Source organism: Nocardia cyriacigeorgica, from assembly GCF_005863245.1.
GTDB lineage: Bacteria > Actinomycetota > Actinomycetes > Mycobacteriales > Mycobacteriaceae > Nocardia > Nocardia cyriacigeorgica_C.
Window position 1 is genome coordinate 343,879 of record NZ_VBUT01000004.1, and the last position, 20,835, is coordinate 364,713.

Below are 20,835 nucleotides of genomic sequence, written 5' to 3' on the forward strand. Positions count from 1 at the left end.
CAGCCTCCGATATTGTTCCAGCGCAGCTGAACATTCACGGCACGCCGGTCCACCGGCTCGAGCCGAGGAGGGGGACGTCAGATGATCCAGGCCGATATCGACCAGCTCAAGAAGCTGGCTACGACGCTGGACACCGTAGGCCAGGAGATCGACAAGATCGACGTACGCACCGCGGGCGACCAGATCGGCGCCGCCCTGCCCGGCTGCTCACTCGGCCAGATCTGCGCGCAGACCGGCGAGTTCACCGAAGGCGCCTGGCTCCGCGTCGCCCAGCGCATCCAGGCACTGTCGACAATCGTCAAAGAGTGCGCGGACAACATGCAGATGACCGACGAAGACTTCAAGAAGAAGCTCGACACCATGGACTTCAAGGGCCGGGGGTAGCCAGCGATGCCGACTCGCAACGACATCAACAACTGGAAGCCCGAGAAGCTCTCCGAGTGGGCGACCGAACTCGAGGCCGACACCCAGTTCTACGAGACCCAGCTCGGCCAGATCCTCACCCACTTCACGGGGACCTCGTGGTCGGGCAAGGCGCACGACGCGGCTGCGGACCGCTTCACCGAGGAACACGACCAGGGACGCAAGCTGTCCCAGGAGATCCGCGACGTCGCTGCGGCGCTCCGAGCTGCGGATCAGCGGCTGGCCAACGAGAAGCGGTTGCTGCTCGGGAAGGTGAGTGATGCGGAGAATGACCTGGAGTCGCCGATCCCACTGACCGTGAGCGACAAGTGGGTGGTGTCCTGCACAGGGATCGGCGCCCATCTTTCCGCAGACGACCGCAAGAAGGCCAGCGATAAAGTCCACGCTCACCAAGCGCTCATCAACACGGCGTACCACAGCTTGGTCGGTGCAGTAAGCGAGGTCGGCGCGGCCATCACTACCGCGACCCAGGAAATTCGAGTCCGGGGCGATCAACTGGGTGACGGCATCGACGCACCGACTGCCGCACCGGCAGACTCGGGGGTGCTCGGCAAGGAAGACGGCCAAGCAGTAGCGGCTGCGATCCGTCCCGATGGAACAGTCGACCCGGCTGTTCTCGATCAGATCGCTAGCAGACTCCCTCAGGGCATTCTCACCGAGAATGACATGCAGATCCTGGCGAACGGGGGCGAACTGTCCACCGTGCCCGCGTCTACCCAGCAGTACTACCGGGAGTTCTTCCAAGGCGCCGGCAAAGACGGTGTGCTGGCACTAAGTGAGCACCTGAAGACGCAAGAGGCCGCTGGCAACCCCGTCGCGGCAGCCCGCAGGGACGCGCTGGCCAATGGCCTCCTGGTCGTCTCGAACGAGAAGATCGGCACTGGACGAGATTCCAACGGCAAACTCCAGTCGCCGGGTGGATATGAGGCACTCCCGCAGGATATGCGCGACCTGGTGTCCGGCCGCTGGAACGAATATGCCGATCTTTCAACGACAGGTGATCAGCCAAAGAAGTTCGCTGAGCTGACCCAGCTCGGAGATCTCGTCGCTCAGGCCGACCCGGATATCCCGCCAGGCAAGACAATGGGTGTTGAGATGTCCCGTCAGGCCGCCAGCATGGTCGGCTACTTCGACAGTTTCGGCGATCGTTGGCCTCCCGGCTGCACCGAAGACGACGAGATGGCCATCGAAAACGGCGCCAGCAACCTGTTGTCTGTCGGAGCGCGTAACTTTGAGGCCAACGCCGCGCTGCTCAGCGGCGAAGGGTTGCCGGAGGTCGCCGGTCCCTCTCCGGCAGCCGGCGAATACAAGCCGCAACCTTTCAACCGCGATGAATTCGCGGCGACGGTATTCGGCCGCGAGTGGTCTGACGACGGCAAGGCCGCAGCGCAGCTGTTCGACTGGACCGCGACCGAGAGTCATGAAACCGGGCCTGACGGAAAGCTCACCGAGCAAGCAATCCTGGCGAGGCGGACGATCGCAGAGCTGCCCGAAGTCTTTACCCCCATGCACGATCCGGATTCGCCTGATGGCGCCCCGAGCGTCCACCGAGGCGGTCTCCAGATCGATGCGGACGCATTCGAGAACAACGCCAAGATGTTCGCGGCTAATCCCGAGATGTCCAATGCGCTCGCCCAGGTGATGGGCTCGAACATTGATACATACTCCAGAGGTTTCGGAAATACGGCCTTCCTCGAAGGCTCCAACGAAACCCAACTAGAAACAACCGAAGCGAACCGCCTTCTATTTCTGGCCAGCCAATCCGACCAGGGGCGGATGACCCTCGAGGTCTCACGTCAGCTGTATGAGAGCAATCTATTGACAGAGGCCCTACGAACTGACGATGGAAAAGTTCCATCAGACTTTACTCAGCGGTTCAACGCGGTCGCCCACCTCGACGGGCGTATAACAAATGCGGCAGAGAACGCAATGACGTTCCAGGACCAAAATTCAATCAAAACTTACAACGACCATCAGGTGAGCATCTACGAAACCAGGAAGGCGGCTGCCCAGTTCGTAGCCGACTCGACCATCGGTCTAATCGAGGTGCCCGCGACCGCGCCCGGCGGACCGATAGCAGGCCAGGTTGCCGACGTACTGAAGGACAAGGCAACCGAAGCTGCAATAGACAGCTTTGTCCCCAAACCCGAGCTGATGGAAGTCCAATACCCGAACATCACCGAGATAAATGCACAGGCAGCACGCGACTTCAAGCAAGAAATCCTGAATTCAGCATTCAATGCCGGCCACCCGATTCCGCCTGAGCTTATGAACCCTTACACCGGAAAGCCAATCAACGTCACCGAGGAGGGAATAGATTCCTCCCTTCCCACCGCCACACACGATGCTCTTGACGATTTCATCAGCAATGTTGGCTTGGGGCAGGTAACGACAGATTATGACCAGACCCACGGTATCGAAGTTCTACAAGGCGCCGGTAAAGATCGTACAAGCCTCGACATAATCCTAACCGGGCGGAAGACCAAAGAATGAGCGGAAGTCGTAAAAAATTCCACGATCGGCCGCATCGCATCCGCCGACGCCGTCGCAGTGGGCTCAATTCCAGTGGCATCGTGTGGAATCTTCAACGAAGAAACGGTGACCTATCCACCTCCGTCGAGCACATGGAATTCCAAGGACTGCCGGGCGAGCAAAATATATCGCGGAATTTGTTGCTGAATCACTGAATATCGGCATCGCTGCAAATTCTGACCATCATGCGCTAACAGAGTGGCAGAATCGAGTTCCACTCTTAACTACAGATGATCGAGGCCATCTCCAGGTTCGCCCAACGATTAGGTGTTGTCGGTTTGAGGTAGTTGACGCTGGGGGCGGGGCCGAGGAGACGGGCGCCTCCCGGTCAGCAGGATGGAACACCACACATCCTCCGTCCGCTCGACCGAAAATTAGGTCAGCCATTCTATCTAATTCGGCAGAGAATCGGCGAGCATTTTTGCCACCTCCTCGATCCGGACGCAAGCTTCGCCCTCGCCAGCCGCTGGCGAACTCGCAGTCTTCCCGATATCAAGAACACCGTCGGAGGACTCCAGCGCGATGTGGCACTCCTCATCCGACCCTTGGTAAACTGTGTATTTGAAACCCGACCGTCCGCTGAGCTCGATCTCGGTGGAGCTACCTACATACCTTTCACGAAGTTTCAGCAGCTGGATATTTGACGACATTACTGTCACTCCGCGATTGTAATGTTGACCAGTCCCATTTTCTTCCTTGAATTGAAAATGGCAGCCGATGAAAGAGTATGGGGAGTTCTGTTCAAGGACAGAATCACGCCGCCGTCGCGTCCCAGGGTCGAAGCCTGCACGATCAACGATTTTATCGCTGAGTTGTAGGCAGGGGTCGATTTCTATGCCTCGCTCAACTTGTTCGTACACAGACGGAGCCGTCCCCACAGGGACTGCGACCTTGGGCATATCAGAAGCAACACCTGAAGCCGAGGCCTCGCTGGACGCCTCATCATGTGCGCACGATGTGCAGGTCAGAGCGACCAGAAGTGTATACAAAATTCGCTTCAATTCGGCGAGCTCCAGTTCTCCAAGAATGTCGGACGGTATGCAGAGCCGCGACATAATGACAATGGGGGGCAGCTTCACTGCGGAAGTGCTGACGAGATCGTCTCTGCGATCTCTTGAATCCCATCGCATCGGCCTTCGTCTGTGAAGGCCGCTCGTGTGCCTTTTGAAAGGTCGAGCACACCGTCACCGAACGCTATAGCAATGTTGCAATCCCCACCATGAATCTCGGGATTGTCGTACCTAAGAGCTGGACGGCCACCCACTACTACGTCAGTCGAAGTGTCACGGTATCTTTCTCGAAATTCATCGAGTGTAATGTTCGAAGAAGTTATCAACAGCGTCCGGACCGTCCGCTTCTGCCCGCCGACCATCTCTTTGTCACCGAACCTGCAGCCGATGAATGAGTAGGTATCGAAGGTCATGTCGCTACGCTCACGCGATTCTGGATCGAAACCTGCCTTGGCGACTACATCATCCCCCACGCCCACACACGGGTCGAACTTGACCAGAGGCCTACCGGAATCGTTTCGTTGAGTCGGCGCCGGGCTCACGGAGACTGCGACCTTGGGTGTCGGCGAGGGGAGAGCAGGTGTGGTCGAATCGGATGGACTACCATTATCCGTGCTGCTGTCACATGCGGCGAGGAAGAGCAGTGCAGAGACGCTGATCGCCAACGGCATTAGTCGATTCACGACTGCGCACCACCCGTCGAATTTACATCTGCAACAAACCGTGTTGTTGCTGCATTCTGTGCATCAGCGTCAATGATGAGGTTTCCCGCTCGAAGATACGCTTCTTTCAGACGCATAGCACCTTCGATCAATTTATCGATTACATCTATTCCGTCAGCAGCCTTCGCGGCAAACCCCTGTTGCAGTTGCTTTGCCGACTCGAGCCCGCCGAAGCTCGTATGGTTCGTTGCCTGACGCATCTTGTCTCGGACAGCGAACAGTCCATCAATCATGTTGTCGTACTGAGCCGCCGCGTCCCGCGCCACGCCCTCTTCATACCGAATCGTCCCGGCAGCTGCCGCCGCGTTGAACGCGGCGATCTGCGTCTGCCCGTAGTCGATGTCGCCGTCGGCCACTTGCCTACCCCCGCTCCCTCGGTTCTGCGATTCTCGACGCTATCAGACCCAGCCCGACCATTCACTCCGATGGAGTCCGGCCAAGACGCACCAGGCACGGCTCGCGGTGGCTGGCTGACAGTCAGGTGCCTGTGGGGAGGCTAGGCACGATCTGCTCAGCCAGATTTCGTGCGCGAACACAGACATCGGTACTGCCGGGATTCAACGTCGGCGTCGCGTCCCCAGCCGGATTCGGATCCGTTCGTGCGGTCAAGTCGTAGACCTCGATTTCGAGGCTTCCGCCTTTCATGTCGACATTCGCCACGCAGGCCACCTCGACGAGGATGGGGTCCGGGCGTCTCGTGATCGCCCGCCGTCCAGCGATGGTGAACTCGTTCGCATCCGGGAGCTCTTCGCGAAGGCTATGGCGCCACAGAGCGATATCGACAGTGAGTACCGTCGTGGTGATCTGCACCCGATAGTTGTTCGTCCGCACCCACTGACAGCCGCGGAACTTGATCGGCCGATCTTTCACCCCACTGACAGCCAAGGACGTCTCACCTTCTACGGGCTCCTGGCTGTCCAACTGCTCTGCGTCTACTACAGCCTGTGGCACGTCATGACACGGGTCGTAGCCCTGCGGCGGTTCCGCCGCAAATGACAGGACCGGCGCATCGGCCTTGATGTCGCTCGTTGATGAACCGCATCCCGTCAAAGCAGGCAGCCCCAGCAGAAGCGCTGTCGTCACCAGCACACGGACGCTCGACTGCACGGCCACCCCTTCTACGCAACTCCGCAAGCCTGTCGGCGAGATTAACCGATAAGGAGTCTCCGCGACGACCTGGACTTGCGTGCCACATCCTGCTCGCCAGAGTGGTCCTTGTCCAGATGAACGGGCGTTCTCCGATAACAGAGCACAGCGGAACGCGAGGTCTCCTTGCGGGCGAGCGTTATGCGGCGATGAGGCGACTCGGTTGCACGTACACTCGCGGTCGTCCAGCCCCGCCTTCGAGAGAGCACGCCGTCGGCATGAGTGATCAGGCAAACCGCACCTTCCCTGCGGCGATGCCCAGCTCCACAGCTGACCCGGCCGTCATCCACGCCAACGATTGGGCTGCGTTCGCCGGGCTCGAAAGCCTCCAGAGTCATTGGGAGCTGAAGGCATGGCCTACGGGGCATCGCGCCTATTACTGGTACGTGACCTTCGATGACGCGCGGCTGGTGGCGCTCGCGCGGAAGTGCCAGGAGTTCCTCGGCGATGACTGTCTGGATCCGGTTCCCCATGACGGGCTGCACATCACCCTGCTGGGGATCGGCGGCACCGCGGATGTGTCCGGGCGCCGGCTGAGCGAATTGGTGGCAGCGGCCGAGGAACGGCTTGCTGGGTTCGCGCCCTTCGAGCTCGTTGTCGGACCGCTGGCCGGGTCGCGAAGTGCTATTCGGTTCTCGGTGGCTCCTTGGGATCCGCTACTCGAGCTTCACCGGCTCCTGGTCGACTGCACGGGTCGCGTCCTTCCTGGCAAACGGCCCGGACCGGCACATTTTCGCCCGCATCTGGGCATCGGCTACCTGAATGCCCCACGGTCGGCCCGTGCTTTGGTCGAGAAAGTCGCGGCGCTGCACGACCTGCCGCCGGTGCACGTCAGTGTCGACACGGTCGAGCTGGTCGAACTCCGGCGCGAAGAACATGCATACCGATGGGATACCCGCGCAGCGATCAGCCTGAGTGGGTAGACATCTCAGTGCCTGAGATCTCGCGCACTGCTGCCGACCATTCCCGTAGGTAGTCGATGTATTCGCTCGACGCGGCCGATGGCGCCGAGCGCACTGCCGCACCCAGTTCGTGCGCGCGCTGCCACACGGATCGGATCGGTTGTTCGCTGGTCATCGATAGCGCCTTGATCCCAAGGTGCACGGCCCGTTCCAAATCTGGGTCGGCCTTGCAGGTGAGAGCTGTCGCGACATCGAGGCTGACCAATGATCGGCTCCAGGTCGAGTCCGCTACCTCAATGTGCTCCTCGACCTGTTGTCCGTAGTCGAATGTCTTGTCGTACTGGCCTGCCGAGAGGTAGGCCGTCGCCGCATTGGCCATCATTCGAGCGCGCCCGTATGGCGCAAAGGTCAGCGCGGGTGTGAGTCGCGCGCCGGTGTCGTGTGTTTCGGCGAGAGCAGCCGCCTGCTCGACGGCGCGATCAACCCCTACGACATCGCCGAGCTTGCCTAGTGCTCGCGCAAGTCCGTTGGAGTACAGCCGGATCGCTTGCGGGCAGGCTCCCGTCAACTCGATACCTTCGCCGGCCAGTGACGCAGAGCTGCGAAAGTCTCCCATGTAGTAGGCGCAGAAGCTTTCGGTTCCCTTGATCCAGGCAAGTAGCTCATGGTCATCGATATGTGTGGCGAGGATGTACGCCTCACGGCAATACAGTTTCTCTAGTCCGAACCTGCCGCGATTGACTGCCATGTACCCGAGGACGCCGGATAGGCGCGCGGCCAGCGCGTTCAGGCGTCGAAGGTGATCCGGGTGCCGACGATGGTGCAGCGCTGCGTCAACTCGCTGACGGAGCGCCACCGCCTCGGGGGCCAACCGTTGCGGACCCTCGGTTTCGTAGCGGTCGAGCAGGTCCATCATCGCCAGGTCCAGCGTGTCGGCAAGGTGGTCATCGGCGCCCAACTCGGCCAAGCGCTGGGTTCGCTCCACGATCGTTGCAACCGGTTCGAACGATCCTTCGCCATGTGCGTCGGATTGGCCGGTCGGAGCAGAAGTGCCATGCAGGGCAGCGGCGAAACGGCTGCGCTGGTCGTCATCGAGGCGACGCAGCAGCGTGTCCATTGCCTCTGCGTACTGCTGGCCGAGCGTGATGGACGCGCCGCGCCTCTCCCACTTGCTCACCACCGCTTCGGTGAACCCGAGTCGCTCGGCCATGGCTTGCTGGGAGAGGCGCAACGCTGCGATACGCATCGCCCGTACCTCGACTCCGGTCCATTCGGTAACGATCACGATCCACCCACCCTTAGCTCGCTCGATCCCGTGCGCACAGCGTAGAGGCTACGTAGCGGTCGTGTGCCTTAAATCTCCACTGGCCTGGAGAGATGGTTTCCTCACCGCCCGGAAAGCCGGGCATCTGGAATCCACATCGCACCGCCGGAGCCTCTCATGCCAAAGGAAACATCACACGAGGAGACGCAGGTCCCTGATTGTTCCTCCGCACCAATGCACATGGATTGGACGCAGGCCACATCCGTACTCACTGCGCACGCCGCCCATGGACCGGACTGCCCTCGGTACCTCGCCGCGCTTCAAACACTGTCGACCGTGCTCGGCTGAGCGCTGTCAATCCCATAAGTCAGGAACACAATGATCACCCTGCCGTCGAAAGACCTTGTCCTCGCCGCCTGCGCAGGCTCTGTCCGCCAGCCGCATCCAGTTCTGGAGGCTGCGCACGAGCTTGCCGCTCTGCACGCGGCGCAGACCGAAGCATCTCCCGTTGCTATGGCCGAATCCAATTCTCACCGAGCGATCCTGAGGCAGCGGATCGACCGCTGGGTGTCGAGTTCGATGCCTCCCCCGCTCGGGGCTGCTTACGTGCATACCGAGACGATGGGCTGCGTGATCGATCGGCTGGCTCGATTCTCGGTGCTCGCCCACGCGGAACTCGCCGGCGGCGGCAAGCCGTGGGAGCTCCACTTCGCATGGCATCGGCTCTCCGAGGTTTCGCTCGGGTACGGTGACCTGTCGCATGAACTCGGGCTCGGTACGCGCCGCTTGCCGGATTTCACCGGACACCCTGATTAGTCCGTTCGGATCTGTCGCCAACCTGCAGTGAGCGCCAACCCTTCCCTCTCGTGGGTACATCTGTGGGCGGGAGGCTAGATTTTCCGGCCGGCGCCGATACCCGGCAGTAACTCACCGGTCACTCAGTGTCGGCCCGGGAAACGTTGCGCTACTGCTTGTTTCGATCTCAGGATTTACCCAGCGACGAGTCGTACAGTTGAACCTATGACTCCGGCCTTCGAAGATATGCCCCTGCGCGATCTCGTCGGACTGCTCACCGACGAGGAGCAACGAGAACTGCGCCCGTCGGTGCTACGGGTGCTCAACCGCCTACCCGACCAAGAGGTGTTACGCCGAGAACTCGGCAGGCGCCTCACCAACGTGTAGCCAGCGAACACCCATCAGCCACCGGAAAAGGGCGGCGTTCGTCATAGAGACGAGCGCCGCCCTTCGTCAATTGCGGGATCCGTCGACCTCGCGAAACAGCGACTATCCGGCGATCAGCTCGGCGAACGAGACATCTACCCGCACCGGGTCTTCCATGGTGAGACGGCGGGTGTGCAGATAGACCAGGTGGTAGCGGCCATCGGATAGACGGAACTCCTCGATCTGGGAGATCCCATCGCCGGACTCGTTGGGGTACACGATCAGATACGCCGGAATACCTGCCGCCGCATACACGGCCTTCTTCTCGACGGTATCGGTGCGGAACGAACTGTCGGGGGAAACGATCTCGACCACCAGCACAGCGTCTGCGGCGTACAGCCGCTCGTCATCCTCCAAGCAGTGGTAAACGGTGACATCCGGTCGACGCAGGCTCAGCGGAACATCGCCGAGCCGGACGTCAACGTCCGTTTCGACCATCAGGCACGGCTCGGGCTTCCGCCCGCTTTCCAGCGACGCGGCCAATCTGCGCGCCACCCGATTGTGCAGCCGGGACGGGCTCTCGCATTTCACGATATGCCCGTCGACCACCTCGATGGTGCGGCTGAAATCCGCAGGCAGGGCCTCGTACTCCGCTGCGGTGATCTGCTGGCCGGTATCAGTCACTCGGGCCGCCCGTCATGCCGACGAGAGTACCGCCGGGCAGGCCCGGATAAGGGCGGCGTTCGTCATAGAGACGAGCGCCGCCCTTCGTCAGTTGCGGAGCAGGCTCAGAAGACCCGGAGCTTGCCCGGCTGCCACAGGCCCGAGCGGGTTTCGGTGCCGGTCTCCAGTTCGGCCGGGACCGCCTCGTAGTACTGGTCGTAGCGTTCGAGGGAACCCCAGTCGCGGGCCCAGTCGTCCTTCAGGTAGGTCGGCATGGTGACGGACTCGGCGAGCATCTGGGAGAAGCCGAGGGGGCCGCCGAACTCCTGGGCCTGCCAGGTGTCGGTGGAGCTGACGGCCAGCGGGCGGTCGGGCAGGATGCGGTAGCGCGGGACCTCGGCGACACCGTTGTGGTGGGCGAAGGGACGCTGGCAGGGGAACTGGAGGCCGACCGCCCAGTCCAGCAGGATCGGCTGCTCCGAACCGAGGAAGCTGTTGGCCGATTCCAGGGTCGGCACCCGCGGCGGGGTGAAAGCCAGCCACTGGTCGCCGATCAGGATCGGGTCGTTGGCGACGATGCGGACCGCGTCGGCCTCGGGGGCGATCTCGTCCAGCGGCACCCGCAGGTTGCGCCAGGACGGGAACGGGCCGATATCGCGGGGCAGGTAGGTGCCGAGCGGGGTGACGCTGCCGTCGGGCTGACGCTTGCCGTAGTCGACGGTCAGCGACTGGCCGTACTGCATGGCGCCGGTGTCGTCGTAGGACAGGATGCGCCCGGCCGCCGAGATGACGATCAGCGGCTTGTCCTCGGACCGTTCCGGCAGCCCGTACCAGCTCGACGTCACGAAGGCCGGCTTCTGCACACCGTTCTGGTAGCTGCCGAGCACGGGCGTGGTCGCCGGGTCGAGCCCGAACGGCAGTGCCACGGTGCTGCCGTTGACGCCGAGCGCGCCCTGACCGCCGCCGGTGCCCGCGCTCTGCCCCTCGGCGAACGCGGCGCCCACCGACTGCGTGGAGGTGTTGCCGGTACCCGGCTTCACCTCGACGGCATCGGCGGACAGATCGTCGGGCACACCGTTGGGATCGAAGCCCACCGGGTCGACGCCGGCCAGCGGATCGTTCGGGTTGGTCGGCGGGTTCGCCGGATCGATGATCGGGGTCAGCCGTCCACCGTTGGGATCGGCCTCGACCAGCACGTCATTGGCCAGACCGCAGCTCGAACCGGTGATCGCGTCGAAGTTCGAACGCGCCAGCGAATACCCGGGGTACTGCGAGTACGCGCCCTTGACCAGAGAGAGCACCTCGAACAGCACCATCGCGGCGGCGACCAGCGTCAACGGGATGGCGGCGAACTTGCGGATGCGCCGCCCCCGCGCCGATCGCGGCGAGCTCGGCGGTTTGGCGTACCCCTCGCGCAGCGCGTGCCAGGCCACCAGCGCCAGCGCCAGCCCGAACAGGATCAGGATGACGGTGTTGGACTGGATGCCGCTGACCGAGACCCGCTTGTCGAACCACGGCACCCCGAAGCTGGAGACGTACCAGTAGCCGTTGATCCCGGAGAACGCCACCGCGAGCACGAACAGCAGACCGGCCAGGAAGATCGCCCGGTTCTTGCGGGCGCGCAGCGCACTGGCCGAGACCGCGACCGCGGTGACCGCCGCCAGCGAACCGGCGATGCCGGCGTAGGCGCCGAAGTGGTGGGTCCACTTGGTCGGGTTGAACATCATGAAGAAGATCGTTCCGAACACGATGCCCATCAACCGCCAGGTCGGAGCGCTGGCGATACCCGGCACCCGGCGCCGGCGCAGCAGCACCAGCATGGTGGTGAACAGGCACAGCAGCATCACCAGGAAGGCGAACCGGCGCGAAACCGAACCGTCGACGGTCTCCACGAACAGGTAGTAGTAGCGCAGGTAGTCCTCGTACCAGGCCAGGTTGGGGCCGGTGGCCTGGCGGACGCGGTTGGCTTCCTGGATGCCTGCGAAGGTCTGATCGCTGTAGACGACGGTCAGCACCAGCAATCCGGCGGCGGCGATGGGCGCGAGCAACGGCAGCGTCCCGTGTTCGCGCCGCTTGCGCACCACGATCTTGACCATCGGACGGATACCGGCCAGCAACGCGGCCACACACATCAGGCCGGTCGGCGCGGCGGCGAGGGTGAACGCGGCGATCAGCACCGCGGCCGCGGCGGGCAGCAGCCGTCCGGTGGCGATGGCCCGCTCGATCGAGACCCAGGTCAGCAGGGCACCGAGCGCGACGATCGGCTCCGAGCGCAGGCCGTTGTCGAACGGCAGCCAGAACGCCAGGAACACCAGGCCACCGGTCCACAGCGCCACCCGGCTGTTGCGCACCCCGCGACCCAGCCGGGGCACCACCTCGCGGCTGATCACCATCCAGCACAGGATCGCGCAGGCCAGCGCGGGCAGGCGCACCCACGGGCTGGCCGTCGACACCTCGGCGAACAGCTGGATGACGTAGTAGTACCAGCCGAACGGGGCCTCGGGGACGCCGTACCAGCGGAAGTAGTTGGCCATATAGCCGGCGTCGGGCGCGACCCGCACCATGCTCAGGATGTAGCCGTCATCGGAGGTGTTGGCGCCGACGAAATGCCACACCAGCAGCGTGCCGATGACGGCGCCGTCGGCCCAGGTCGGCTTGAACCAGTGCGACGGCAGGAACCGGCGGTGGCCGCGGCCGTCGCTGGTGTCGAGCCGGGCCAGCGCGGCCAGCGCGATCAGCGTGCACAGCACCGCCGCGATCATCGCGATCATCTTGATGGCGGTCGGGGTGGAGCTGTAGCGGGTGTCGATGGTGGTGTCGAAGGCCAGCCCGGCGGGGACATCGCCCTTCAGATCGGTGAAGACGCCGACCACCTGCGGCCGCAGATCGCCGAGCAGCTGCCCTTCCACCGGCTGACCCGTGTCGGTGGTCAGGCCGTTGAAGATCGCGTGCGTGCGGTCGATATCGGAGGTGATGGTGATGTCGGTGCAGCCGGCCAGCTCATCGCGCTGCGCCGAGGCCACCACGGCATTGCGGTCGACGACGTCGACCGAGGTGTCGGAGACCCGCACGAACAGCGCCTCCAGCGCCGCCCGATCGCCCTGCGGCGGGGCGGTGGCCAGCAGCATGCCGCCCTGCGCGGGCAACTGCGCGACCGCCGAGCACGGGATGGTGGCGCGCAACTCGATCGGCACCTGCGACATCAGCGGCGCCTGCACGTTGCTGAGCTGCCCGTTCTGCGGCCAGCTCAGCGTCGCGGTCGTCTGCGTCACCGGTAAGAACGGCGTGGCCAGCGCGAACAGGGCACCGAGCACTCCCGCGACCAGCGCGATGAGCCGCGCGGTCCGGAAATCGCGCGGAGCGACCTGCGGTGCGGGCGGCGTCTCCGGCAAAACAGCGACTGCATCTGACACGGTTGGGAAGTCTAGAGCGCGGTGCGGGACGGGGCGTGGTCAGTAGGACATTGCTCCGCGCGGGCTTGCTTATTAGCAGAACGCGGATTCGGAAGAAACGACACCCGAATTACCGTCGACCGGTGGGGGGAGTGGAAAGCTGTCGGTATGACAAAGGTGAATCTCGAGACGAACTACGGAACCATCGGGCTGGAGCTCGACGACGCCAAGGCGCCGAACACGGTGAAGAACTTCCTGGAGTACGTGAACGCCGGGCACTACAACGGCACCATCTTCCACCGCGTCATCCCCGGCTTCATGATCCAGGGCGGCGGCTTCGACGCCGATATGAAGCAGAAGCCGACCAAGGCCCCGATCCAGAACGAGGCGGGCAACGGCCTCAAGAACGACCGCTACACCGTCGCCATGGCGCGCACCAACGACCCGCATTCGGCGACCGCGCAGTTCTTCATCAACGTGGCCGACAACGACTTCCTCAACCACTCCCAGCCGGCCGGCCAGGGTTGGGGCTACGCGGTGTTCGGCACCGTGACCGAGGGCACCGAGGTGGTCGACAAGATCGCCGCTGTGTCGACCTCGTCGCACGGCGTCCACCAGGACGTTCCGGAAAAGAACGTCGTGATCGAATCCGCGAAGGTCGCCTGATAGGGCACTGACCCGACGACAACGCGACGCGGGCCGCATCCCAGCCGGATGCGGCCCGATCGCTGTCCATGGCGCTGCTACAGCGGCAGCAGGTGGTGCTTGCGCGGGCTGCGCAGGATGGTCTTGTCGCGTAGCAGCTGCAACGCCTTGCGCAGTTCCAGCCGGGTGGCCGACGGCTCGATGACGGCGTCGATGTAGCCGCGTTCGGCCGCCACCCACGGCGTGGCGACGGTGGCGTTGTAGAAGTCGATCATCTGCTGCCGGATCGCCGGACGCTGATCCTCCGGCGCCGCCGCGATCTGCTTGCCGCCGATCAGACTGACGGCGCTCTCGGCGCCCATCACCGCGATGCGCGCGGTCGGCCACGCCAGGTTGACGTCGGCGCCGAGCTGCTTGGAACCCATCACCGCGTACCCGCCGCCGTAGGACTTGCGGATCACCACGGTCACCTTGGGCACGGTCGCCTCCACGAAGGAGAACAGGAACCGGCCACCGCGTTTGATGACGCCGATCTTCTCCTGCTCCACACCCGGCAGGAAGCCCGGTGTGTCCACCACGAACACCAGCGGGATCTCGAACGCATCGCACATGCGCACGAAGTTCGCGGCCTTGTCCGAGGCCCGCGCGTCCAGCGCGCCCGCGTACACCATCGGCTGGTTGGCCACCACGCCGACGCTGCGGCCGTCGACCCGGGCGAAGCCGGTGATGATATTGCGTCCGGCGATGGCGCCGATCTCGTGGAATTCGCCGTCGTCGAAGATCCGCAGCAGGATCTCGTGCATGTCGTAGCCGGCGTTGTCGGAATCGGGGACGATGCCGTTCAATTCCAGGTCGGTCTCGGTGATCTCCGGTTCCAGGCCGGGATTGACGATCGGCGGCTGCTCCTGGCAGGAGGTGGGCAGATAGCCGAGATAGTCGCGCACCCACTGGAACGCCGCCTGCTCGTCCTCGGCGACGTGGTGGATATTGCCGTACTGCGCTTGGCTGTTGGCGCCGCCGAGCTCCTCGAGGCTGACGTCCTCGCCGGTGACCTCGCGGATCACCTTGGGCCCGGTGACGAACATGTACGCCTCTTGGGTCGCCACCACTACGTCGGTGTTGATCGGGGCGTACACCGCGCCACCGGCGCATTTGCCGAGGATCATGGAGATCTGCGGCACCAGACCCGACAGCGGTTCCTGGCGGCGGCCGAGTTCGGCGTACCAGGCCAGCGAGGTCACCGCCTCCTGCACCCGCGCGCCGCCGGAGTCGTTGATCCCGACCACCGGGCAGCCGACCTTGTGGGCGTACTCCATGATCCCGGCGACCTTGCGGCCGAACATCTCACCGACCGAGCCGCCGTAGACGGTCTGGTCGTGGGAGAACACCGCGACCGGACGTCCGTCGACCAGTCCGTGCCCGGTGACCACACCGTCGCCGTACAGCGCCTCCGGATCGCCCGGTTTACGCACCAGCGCACCGACTTCCACGAAGGTGCCCGGATCGAGCAGCATATTGATCCGGTCGCGAGCGCTGGGGATCCCCTTCTTCGCCCGCTTGGCGACCCCCGCTTCCCCCGCCGGTTCCTGCGCCAGCTCGAGGCGCTTGCGCAGGTCCGCGAGTTTCTCGGCAGTAGTGCTCACTTGGCCCCTTTCGCCTCGATTTCCGCGAGCTTCGCGGACAGGTCCGCGCCGATCTTGCCGATGCGCGGCTCGTCGATGATCTGCAAGTGGTCGCCGGGGATGTGGACAATATCCAGATTGTCGATGTACTCGTCCCAGCCGCCGTTCGGCCGACGTTCGGCGAAGCGCGGTTCGAGCTCGATCGCACCATCGTGGTAACGGTCGGCCAGGTAGAGCACGACCTCACCGTCGTACTTCTGCGGCGTGACCTGCTGTAGCGCACGGTTTTCCAGCCAGGAGGTCCGCTGATGTTCGAGCACGCCGCCCGGGATCTTCGCACCGCTGAACTTGATGAGATCGGTAACCATCCGGTACTGCTCCGCGTCGTCGGCGGCGGCGAGGGTCTCCAGCTGCTCACGGTCCAGCTCGGCCGGAACGTTGTAGGTCTTCTTGGCGAAGGCCTGGAAGCGTTCGAGCCGCTGGACCCGCCCCTCGGGACTGTTGTCCTCGTCCTCGACCGTCATCGCGAGGTCGATCAGACCGACGAGGGCAACATCGGCGCCTTCAGCCCGCAGCAGCTGCGCGGTCTGTAGTGCCAGCACCGCACCTAGCGACCAGCCGTACAGAATGAACGGCCCGTCGCCCTGGATCCGGCGCAGCTCCGGCGCGTACTGCGCGGCCCGCTCTTCGATCGAGCCTTCGACCCGTTCGAATCCGTATACGGGGGTATCGGCCGGCAGGCGCTTGAGCAACGGCTCGTAAACCAGGGTGTTACCGCCGGCTGGGTGGAAGACGAACACCGGCACGGCGGTCGAACCATCGGGCCGCGGCCGAAGCGGACGAATGAAACCGTCCAACTCGGCAGCTGCGTCCTGCAGGTTGCGGACAATCTCGGCAAGCTCCTCGATGGTCTCGGAGTCGAGCACATCGTCGACAGTGACCTCGGCACCCACCCGCTCGGTGAGCCGGGCCGCTAGCTTCTCCGCGACCTCCTCCTCCAGAATTGGCAGGGGATTGAAGATGCCGCCGGGCGACTTCCCTGTCACTACCGCCCAGCTGGCGTAGGTGAGGCGCTCGGCGGCATCGCGCGGCGGAACGTTTTCTTCGGAACCTGAATCCTCTTGCTGGCCAGCGAAGATGGATGCAGCTTCGGCAGGCGCGACCGAGGGAGCCGCAGTGGGCGTACCCTTCGCCGCCGACTCCGCCTCGGCCACAATCTTTTCCGCCTCGGCCTCGACCGTGGTGTCCTCGGCGTCGGTCTTCGCCGACTCACCGGCAGCAGCCTTCGGCTCTCCAGCAGCAGCCTTCACCACCGCGGCCGGGTCCTCGCCCGCCTCCAGCGCGGCACGCGCGGCGGCGACGAAACCCTCATCCACGGTGACGTCTTCGCCCGCGGCCTGGCGCTCGGCGATCGCCTGCACCTCATCGCGGTGCTCGATGGCGTAGCGCAGCACCTTGCCGACCTCGTGCAGGCTGGCGTCGCGCACGGCCTGGATCTGCAACTGCGGGATATCGAATTCGTATTCGACGCGGTTCTTGATGCGCATGGCCATCAGCGAGTCGAGGCCGAGTTCCATCAGCGGGATCTCCATCGGCAGATCCTCGACCGCGTAACCCATCGACTCGGCGACGATCAGCGCCAGCCGCTCCTCGACGGTCTGCGAACCGTTGGGATCCCACCGGTCGCCGAAGGATTCGGTGACCTCGAGGTCGGTGCTCGCGGCGGCTTCCACCGGCGCGGCCGCAACAGCCGGAGCCGCAGCGGGTTCGGGCAGCGCGGCACCCGAGGTGACGACGGCGTCGAACAGCAAACGGAACCCGGCGCCCTCACGCGCGTGCACCTGCACCGACGCACCGCCCGGATGCGGAGTCAGGGTGGTGGTCAGCGTGCCGGAGGCCGGCGGTGCGCTGTGCGCGATGGTGGCGCCGAGCGACACATCGCTGAGCACCTGCGCGGCCGAGGCCTGCACCAGGGCGGCCAGGTCGGTGACGGCACCTGCCTGCACCTCCCACACATGCCTGCCGTCGGGCAGCGCGACATGCGAGCCGGGCACGCGGCCACTGCCGCCGGTGGACATGGTGGCCTTGGGCCAGTACTCCTTGCGCACGAACGCGGTGCGCGGGATGTCGGCGTATTCACCCACGGGCAGCAGCGAGGGCAGATCGACGGCGTGGCCGTGCACGTACAGCTGCGCCAGCGCCGAGATGACGCCCGCGGATTCGTCTTCCTTGCGTTTGAGCGTCGGGATCAGCTGGGCGTCGTGCAGTCCGGCGGCGAAGGTGGTGCCGAGCACCTGCATCAGCGCCACCGAGTTCGGGGCCAGCTCGAGGAAGGTGGTGTGGCCGGAGTCCACGGCGAGCTTCACCGCATTGGTGAAGTACACGCTGTGGCGCATGTTCTTGACCCAGTAGTCCTCGGTGTGGACCGGGTCGTGGCCGGGAGCGTAGAACTGCTCCTTGTCGACGGTCGAGTACAGGCCGACCTTCATCTTCGTCGGCTCGATCCCGGCCAGCTCAGCGGCCAGCTCGCCCAGCAGCGGATCCATCTGCGAGGTGTGGCCCGCGCCGCGGGTCTGCAGCACCCGGGCGAACTTGCCGGACTCCTCCACCCGCGCCACGATCTGGGCGACCTGTGCCTGCGGACCACCGATGACGGTATTGGTCGGCGCGGCATAGACGGCCACCTCGACGTCGGGGAACTCGGTGAGCAGCTCGGCGACGTCATCGGCGCTCAGCTCGACCAGCGCCATATTGCGCACATCGTCGTCGCTGATCATCTGCTCGCCCTCGCCCATCAGGCGCGAGCGGGCGCAGATCACGCGCACCGCGTCCTCCAGCGGCAGACCGCCGGAGATGTAGGCGCCGGCGACCTCACCCATGGAGTGGCCGACGACGGCGGCGGGTTCGGCGCCGTGCGCGCGCAGCAGCGCGGCAAGGCCGAGCTGGATGGTGAAGATACCGACCTGCGAGGTGCCGACGTTGTAGTCCTGCGCGTCGTCGAGGATCATCTCGCGGATGGAGTAGCCGGCCTCGTCCTGCACCAGCTCGTCGACCTCGTCGACGGTGCGCCGGAAGATCGAATTCTCCTGGTAGAGCTGCTTACCCATCTTGCGGTGCTGGGCGCCGAAACCGGCGAACACCCACATCGGGCCCTTGATCGCGGGAGCGTCGGCGGTGAACACACCGGTGCCCGGCTTACCCGCCGCGATGGCGCGCAGACCGGCGACGGCCTCCTCGTGGTTCTTGGCCAGCACCACACCGCGCGAGCGCCAATGGCTGCGCTTGGCCAGCGAACGGGCGACGTCGGCGAGCGGAACGTCCTTGCCCGGCCCCTCCAGCCAGTCGGCCAGTTCGGCGGCGGCACGCTTGCGGCGCGAGGGCAGGTAGCCCGACACCGGAAGGATCACCGGCAGCGGTTCGGCGCGGTCGGCCGACCATTCCGGCTCCGCCGCAACGACTTCGGCTTCGGCGACGATGTTCTCGGCCTCGGCCACCACATCGGTGGTCTCGGCATCGGTGTCCGTGCCCTCGGCGACTTCGGTCGCCGCCTTCTTCGGCACGTACTCCTGCAACACCACATGCGCGTTGGTGCCGCCGAAACCGAAACCGGAGATACCCGCGGTCGCGACACCGCTGTAGCGCGGGAATTCGGTCGGCTCGTCGACCACCTTCAACCGCGCCTGCTCGAACGGGATGAACGGGCTCGGGGCCGAATAGTTGATATTGGGCGGCAGCACATTGTGCTGGAACGCCATGACCACCTTGGCCAGCGCGGGCACACCCGCACCGGACTCCAGGTGACCGAAATTGGTCTTGACCGAACCGAGCAGCACGGGCTTGTCGGCGTCGCGGCCCCGGCCGACCACCCGGCCGAGCGCGTCGGCCTCGATCGGATCGCCCAGCGGGGTGCCGGTGCCGTGCGCCTCGATGTAGTCGACGGTGGAGGGCTTGATGCCCGCGTCACGGTAGGCGCGGCGCAGCACGTCGGCCTGGGCGTCGGGGTTCGGGGCGAGCAGGCCGTTGGAGCGGCCGTCGTTGTTGACCGCCGAACCCTTGACCACCGCGTAGATGTGGTCGCCGTCGCGTTCGGCGTCGACCAGCCGCTTGAGCACGACCAGGCCCGCGCCCTCGGACCGCACCATGCCGTCGGCGTCGGCGGAGAACGCCTTGATGTGACCGTCCTTGGCGACACCAGGCGCGAAACCGAGCGTGGTCATCGGCATGAGCAGCATGTTCACACCGCCGGCCAGCGCCAGATCGGCCTCGCCGTCGCGCAGCGCACGCACCGCCTGATGCAGCGCGACCAGCGTGGACGAGCACGCGGTGTCGACGGTGACCGACGGGCCGCGGAAATCGTAGAAGTAGGAGACGCGGTTGGCGATGATGCCGTTGGAGCTGCCCATGATCGCGTACGCCTCGGCGGAGGCGGGCAGGGTCGGATCCGGATCGGCGAGACCGAGCGCGGCGATCATCTGGAAATCACTGGTCGAGGAGCCGATGAACAGGCCGACCGGTGCGCCCTTGAGCTCGCTCGCCGGAATCCTGGCGTGCTCGAGCGCCTCCCAGGTGAGCTCCATCATCAACCGCTGCTGCGGATCGACGCGCTCCACCTCGACCGGCGACATGGCGAAGAACTCGGCGTCGAAGCCCTTGACGACGTCCTGGTCCAGGTAGCCGCCCAGGGTGTTGCCCTCGGCGACGGCCTTGGCCACCGCCGGTTCACTGAGGAACTCCGACCAGCGGCCCTCGGGCAGTTCCCGGATCGCGTCGCCGCGGTTCATCAGGAATTCCCAGGTGGATTCCGGGGTGTCGCCCGCACCCGGCAGCCGGGTGGACAGGCCGACGATCGCGATGTCGTGCGCCTCGCCCGGTGCGTAACCGGCGGTGTAGGACAGCTCGTCGGAATCCTCGGCGGGCAGCTCCGGCTCACCGTTGACGATGACGTCGGCCAGCGAAGCGATGGTCGGATGCTGGTAGACCACCGTCGCGTTCAGCACCACGCCGGTGAGCTCCTCGATGTCGCCACCGAGGGCCATCGCATCGCGCGAGGCCAGCCCGAATTCCTCCATCGGACGGTCGACGGTGATCTGCTCGAGCGGCTGGCCGGTCGCGTCGGCGACCCACTTGCGCAGCCATTCCCGCAGTTCGGCGACGGAGATGTCCGGGTTGGCCGGGGCCGCGGCGGTGGCAGCCGAATCGGCCTCCGCGCCGGGATCGACGTGGTGGTTGTCGGTCGTCTCGGGAGCCATGCCCTCGTTCTCAGCCATCAATCCTCAAGCTACCTGTAAGCGCGCTGGGCGCGGCGGCGAATGGGCACCGTCGCCCATCTCTTAGCGACGCCCAGCCGGCGGGC

15 protein-coding genes are annotated in these 20,835 nt (G+C 64.8%); 6 read left to right on the forward strand and 9 right to left on the reverse strand.

Features of this window, described 5'->3' with window-relative positions:
* Positions 1 to 81: 81 nt before the first annotated feature.
* Together FEK34_RS11555 and FEK34_RS11560 are read left to right on the forward strand one after the other, a co-directional pair.
* Entirely contained in the window at positions 82 to 384 is a 303-nt protein-coding gene (locus FEK34_RS11555) for a hypothetical protein (protein WP_138447837.1), read from the forward strand.
* A gap of 6 nt (positions 385 to 390) precedes the next feature.
* On the forward strand, positions 391 to 2,916 hold the full coding sequence (locus FEK34_RS11560; RefSeq protein ID WP_138447838.1) for a hypothetical protein: 2,526 nt from the start codon (positions 391 to 393) through the stop codon (positions 2,914 to 2,916).
* 431 nt (positions 2,917 to 3,347) lie between these two features.
* Here the strand turns inward: FEK34_RS11560 and FEK34_RS11565 are convergent, their stop codons facing one another.
* The 4 genes from FEK34_RS11565 to FEK34_RS11580 all read right to left on the reverse strand — a co-directional run bounded on the left by FEK34_RS11565 (position 3,348) and on the right by FEK34_RS11580 (position 5,794).
* Positions 3,348 to 4,034, reverse strand: a complete 687-nt coding sequence (locus tag FEK34_RS11565; RefSeq protein WP_171048148.1) for a DUF3558 family protein — start codon at positions 4,032 to 4,034, stop codon at positions 3,348 to 3,350.
* Positions 4,031 to 4,636: a DUF3558 domain-containing protein gene (locus tag FEK34_RS11570; protein WP_249359082.1), complete on the reverse strand. Its 606-nt coding sequence runs from the start codon at positions 4,634 to 4,636 to the stop codon at positions 4,031 to 4,033. The genes FEK34_RS11565 and FEK34_RS11570 overlap by 4 nt, the downstream gene beginning before the upstream one ends.
* Before the next feature lie 8 nt (positions 4,637 to 4,644).
* Positions 4,645 to 5,043 (reverse strand): hypothetical protein, encoded by a 399-nt coding sequence (locus FEK34_RS11575; protein ID WP_138447841.1) that lies wholly within the window; start codon positions 5,041 to 5,043, stop codon positions 4,645 to 4,647.
* Between the two features lie 121 nt (positions 5,044 to 5,164).
* Positions 5,165 to 5,794 (reverse strand): DUF3558 family protein, encoded by a 630-nt coding sequence (locus FEK34_RS11580; RefSeq protein ID WP_171048151.1) that lies wholly within the window; start codon positions 5,792 to 5,794, stop codon positions 5,165 to 5,167.
* A gap of 257 nt (positions 5,795 to 6,051) precedes the next feature.
* On the opposite strand from FEK34_RS11580, the gene FEK34_RS11585 reads away from it, so the two are divergent.
* Positions 6,052 to 6,756 carry a 2'-5' RNA ligase family protein gene (locus FEK34_RS11585; protein WP_171048153.1) on the forward strand — a complete coding sequence of 235 codons (705 nt, stop codon included), beginning with the start codon at positions 6,052 to 6,054 and terminating at the stop codon, positions 6,754 to 6,756.
* On the opposite strand, the gene FEK34_RS11590 is transcribed toward FEK34_RS11585, so the two are convergent.
* Entirely contained in the window at positions 6,740 to 8,020 is a 1,281-nt protein-coding gene (locus FEK34_RS11590) for a helix-turn-helix domain-containing protein (protein ID WP_138447844.1), read from the reverse strand. The two genes, FEK34_RS11585 and FEK34_RS11590, sit on opposite strands and share 17 nt — an antisense overlap.
* Positions 8,021 to 8,377: 357 nt before the next feature.
* Here FEK34_RS11590 and FEK34_RS11595 point away from each other — a divergent pair, with 357 nt between their 5' ends.
* The gene (locus FEK34_RS11595) at positions 8,378 to 8,815 is read left to right on the forward strand and encodes a DUF4254 domain-containing protein (protein WP_138447845.1); all 438 of its coding nucleotides are present in this window, start codon (positions 8,378 to 8,380) and stop codon (positions 8,813 to 8,815) included.
* 204 nt (positions 8,816 to 9,019) lie between these two features.
* Positions 9,020 to 9,181, forward strand: a complete 162-nt coding sequence (locus FEK34_RS29950; protein ID WP_014348450.1) for a hypothetical protein — start codon at positions 9,020 to 9,022, stop codon at positions 9,179 to 9,181.
* A 102-nt stretch (positions 9,182 to 9,283) separates the two neighbouring features.
* Here the strand turns inward: FEK34_RS29950 and FEK34_RS11600 are convergent, their stop codons facing one another.
* Complete coding sequence (locus FEK34_RS11600) at positions 9,284 to 9,844, reverse strand: Uma2 family endonuclease (protein WP_138447846.1); 561 nt, start codon at positions 9,842 to 9,844, stop codon at positions 9,284 to 9,286.
* A gap of 104 nt (positions 9,845 to 9,948) precedes the next feature.
* Entirely contained in the window at positions 9,949 to 13,236 is a 3,288-nt protein-coding gene (locus FEK34_RS11605) for an arabinosyltransferase domain-containing protein (RefSeq protein ID WP_432760944.1), read from the reverse strand.
* Positions 13,237 to 13,383: 147 nt separating this feature from the next.
* On the opposite strand from FEK34_RS11605, the gene FEK34_RS11610 reads away from it, so the two are divergent.
* The gene (locus FEK34_RS11610) at positions 13,384 to 13,881 is read left to right on the forward strand and encodes a peptidylprolyl isomerase (RefSeq protein ID WP_138447847.1); all 498 of its coding nucleotides are present in this window, start codon (positions 13,384 to 13,386) and stop codon (positions 13,879 to 13,881) included.
* 77 nt (positions 13,882 to 13,958) lie between these two features.
* On the opposite strand, the gene FEK34_RS11615 is transcribed toward FEK34_RS11610, so the two are convergent.
* Together FEK34_RS11615 and pks13 are read right to left on the reverse strand one after the other, a co-directional pair.
* Complete coding sequence (locus FEK34_RS11615) at positions 13,959 to 15,503, reverse strand: acyl-CoA carboxylase subunit beta (protein ID WP_138447848.1); 1,545 nt, start codon at positions 15,501 to 15,503, stop codon at positions 13,959 to 13,961.
* Positions 15,500 to 20,749: a polyketide synthase Pks13 gene (pks13, locus tag FEK34_RS11620; protein ID WP_171048154.1), complete on the reverse strand. Its 5,250-nt coding sequence runs from the start codon at positions 20,747 to 20,749 to the stop codon at positions 15,500 to 15,502. The genes FEK34_RS11615 and pks13 overlap by 4 nt, the downstream gene beginning before the upstream one ends.
* Positions 20,750 to 20,835: the final 86 nt, after the last annotated feature.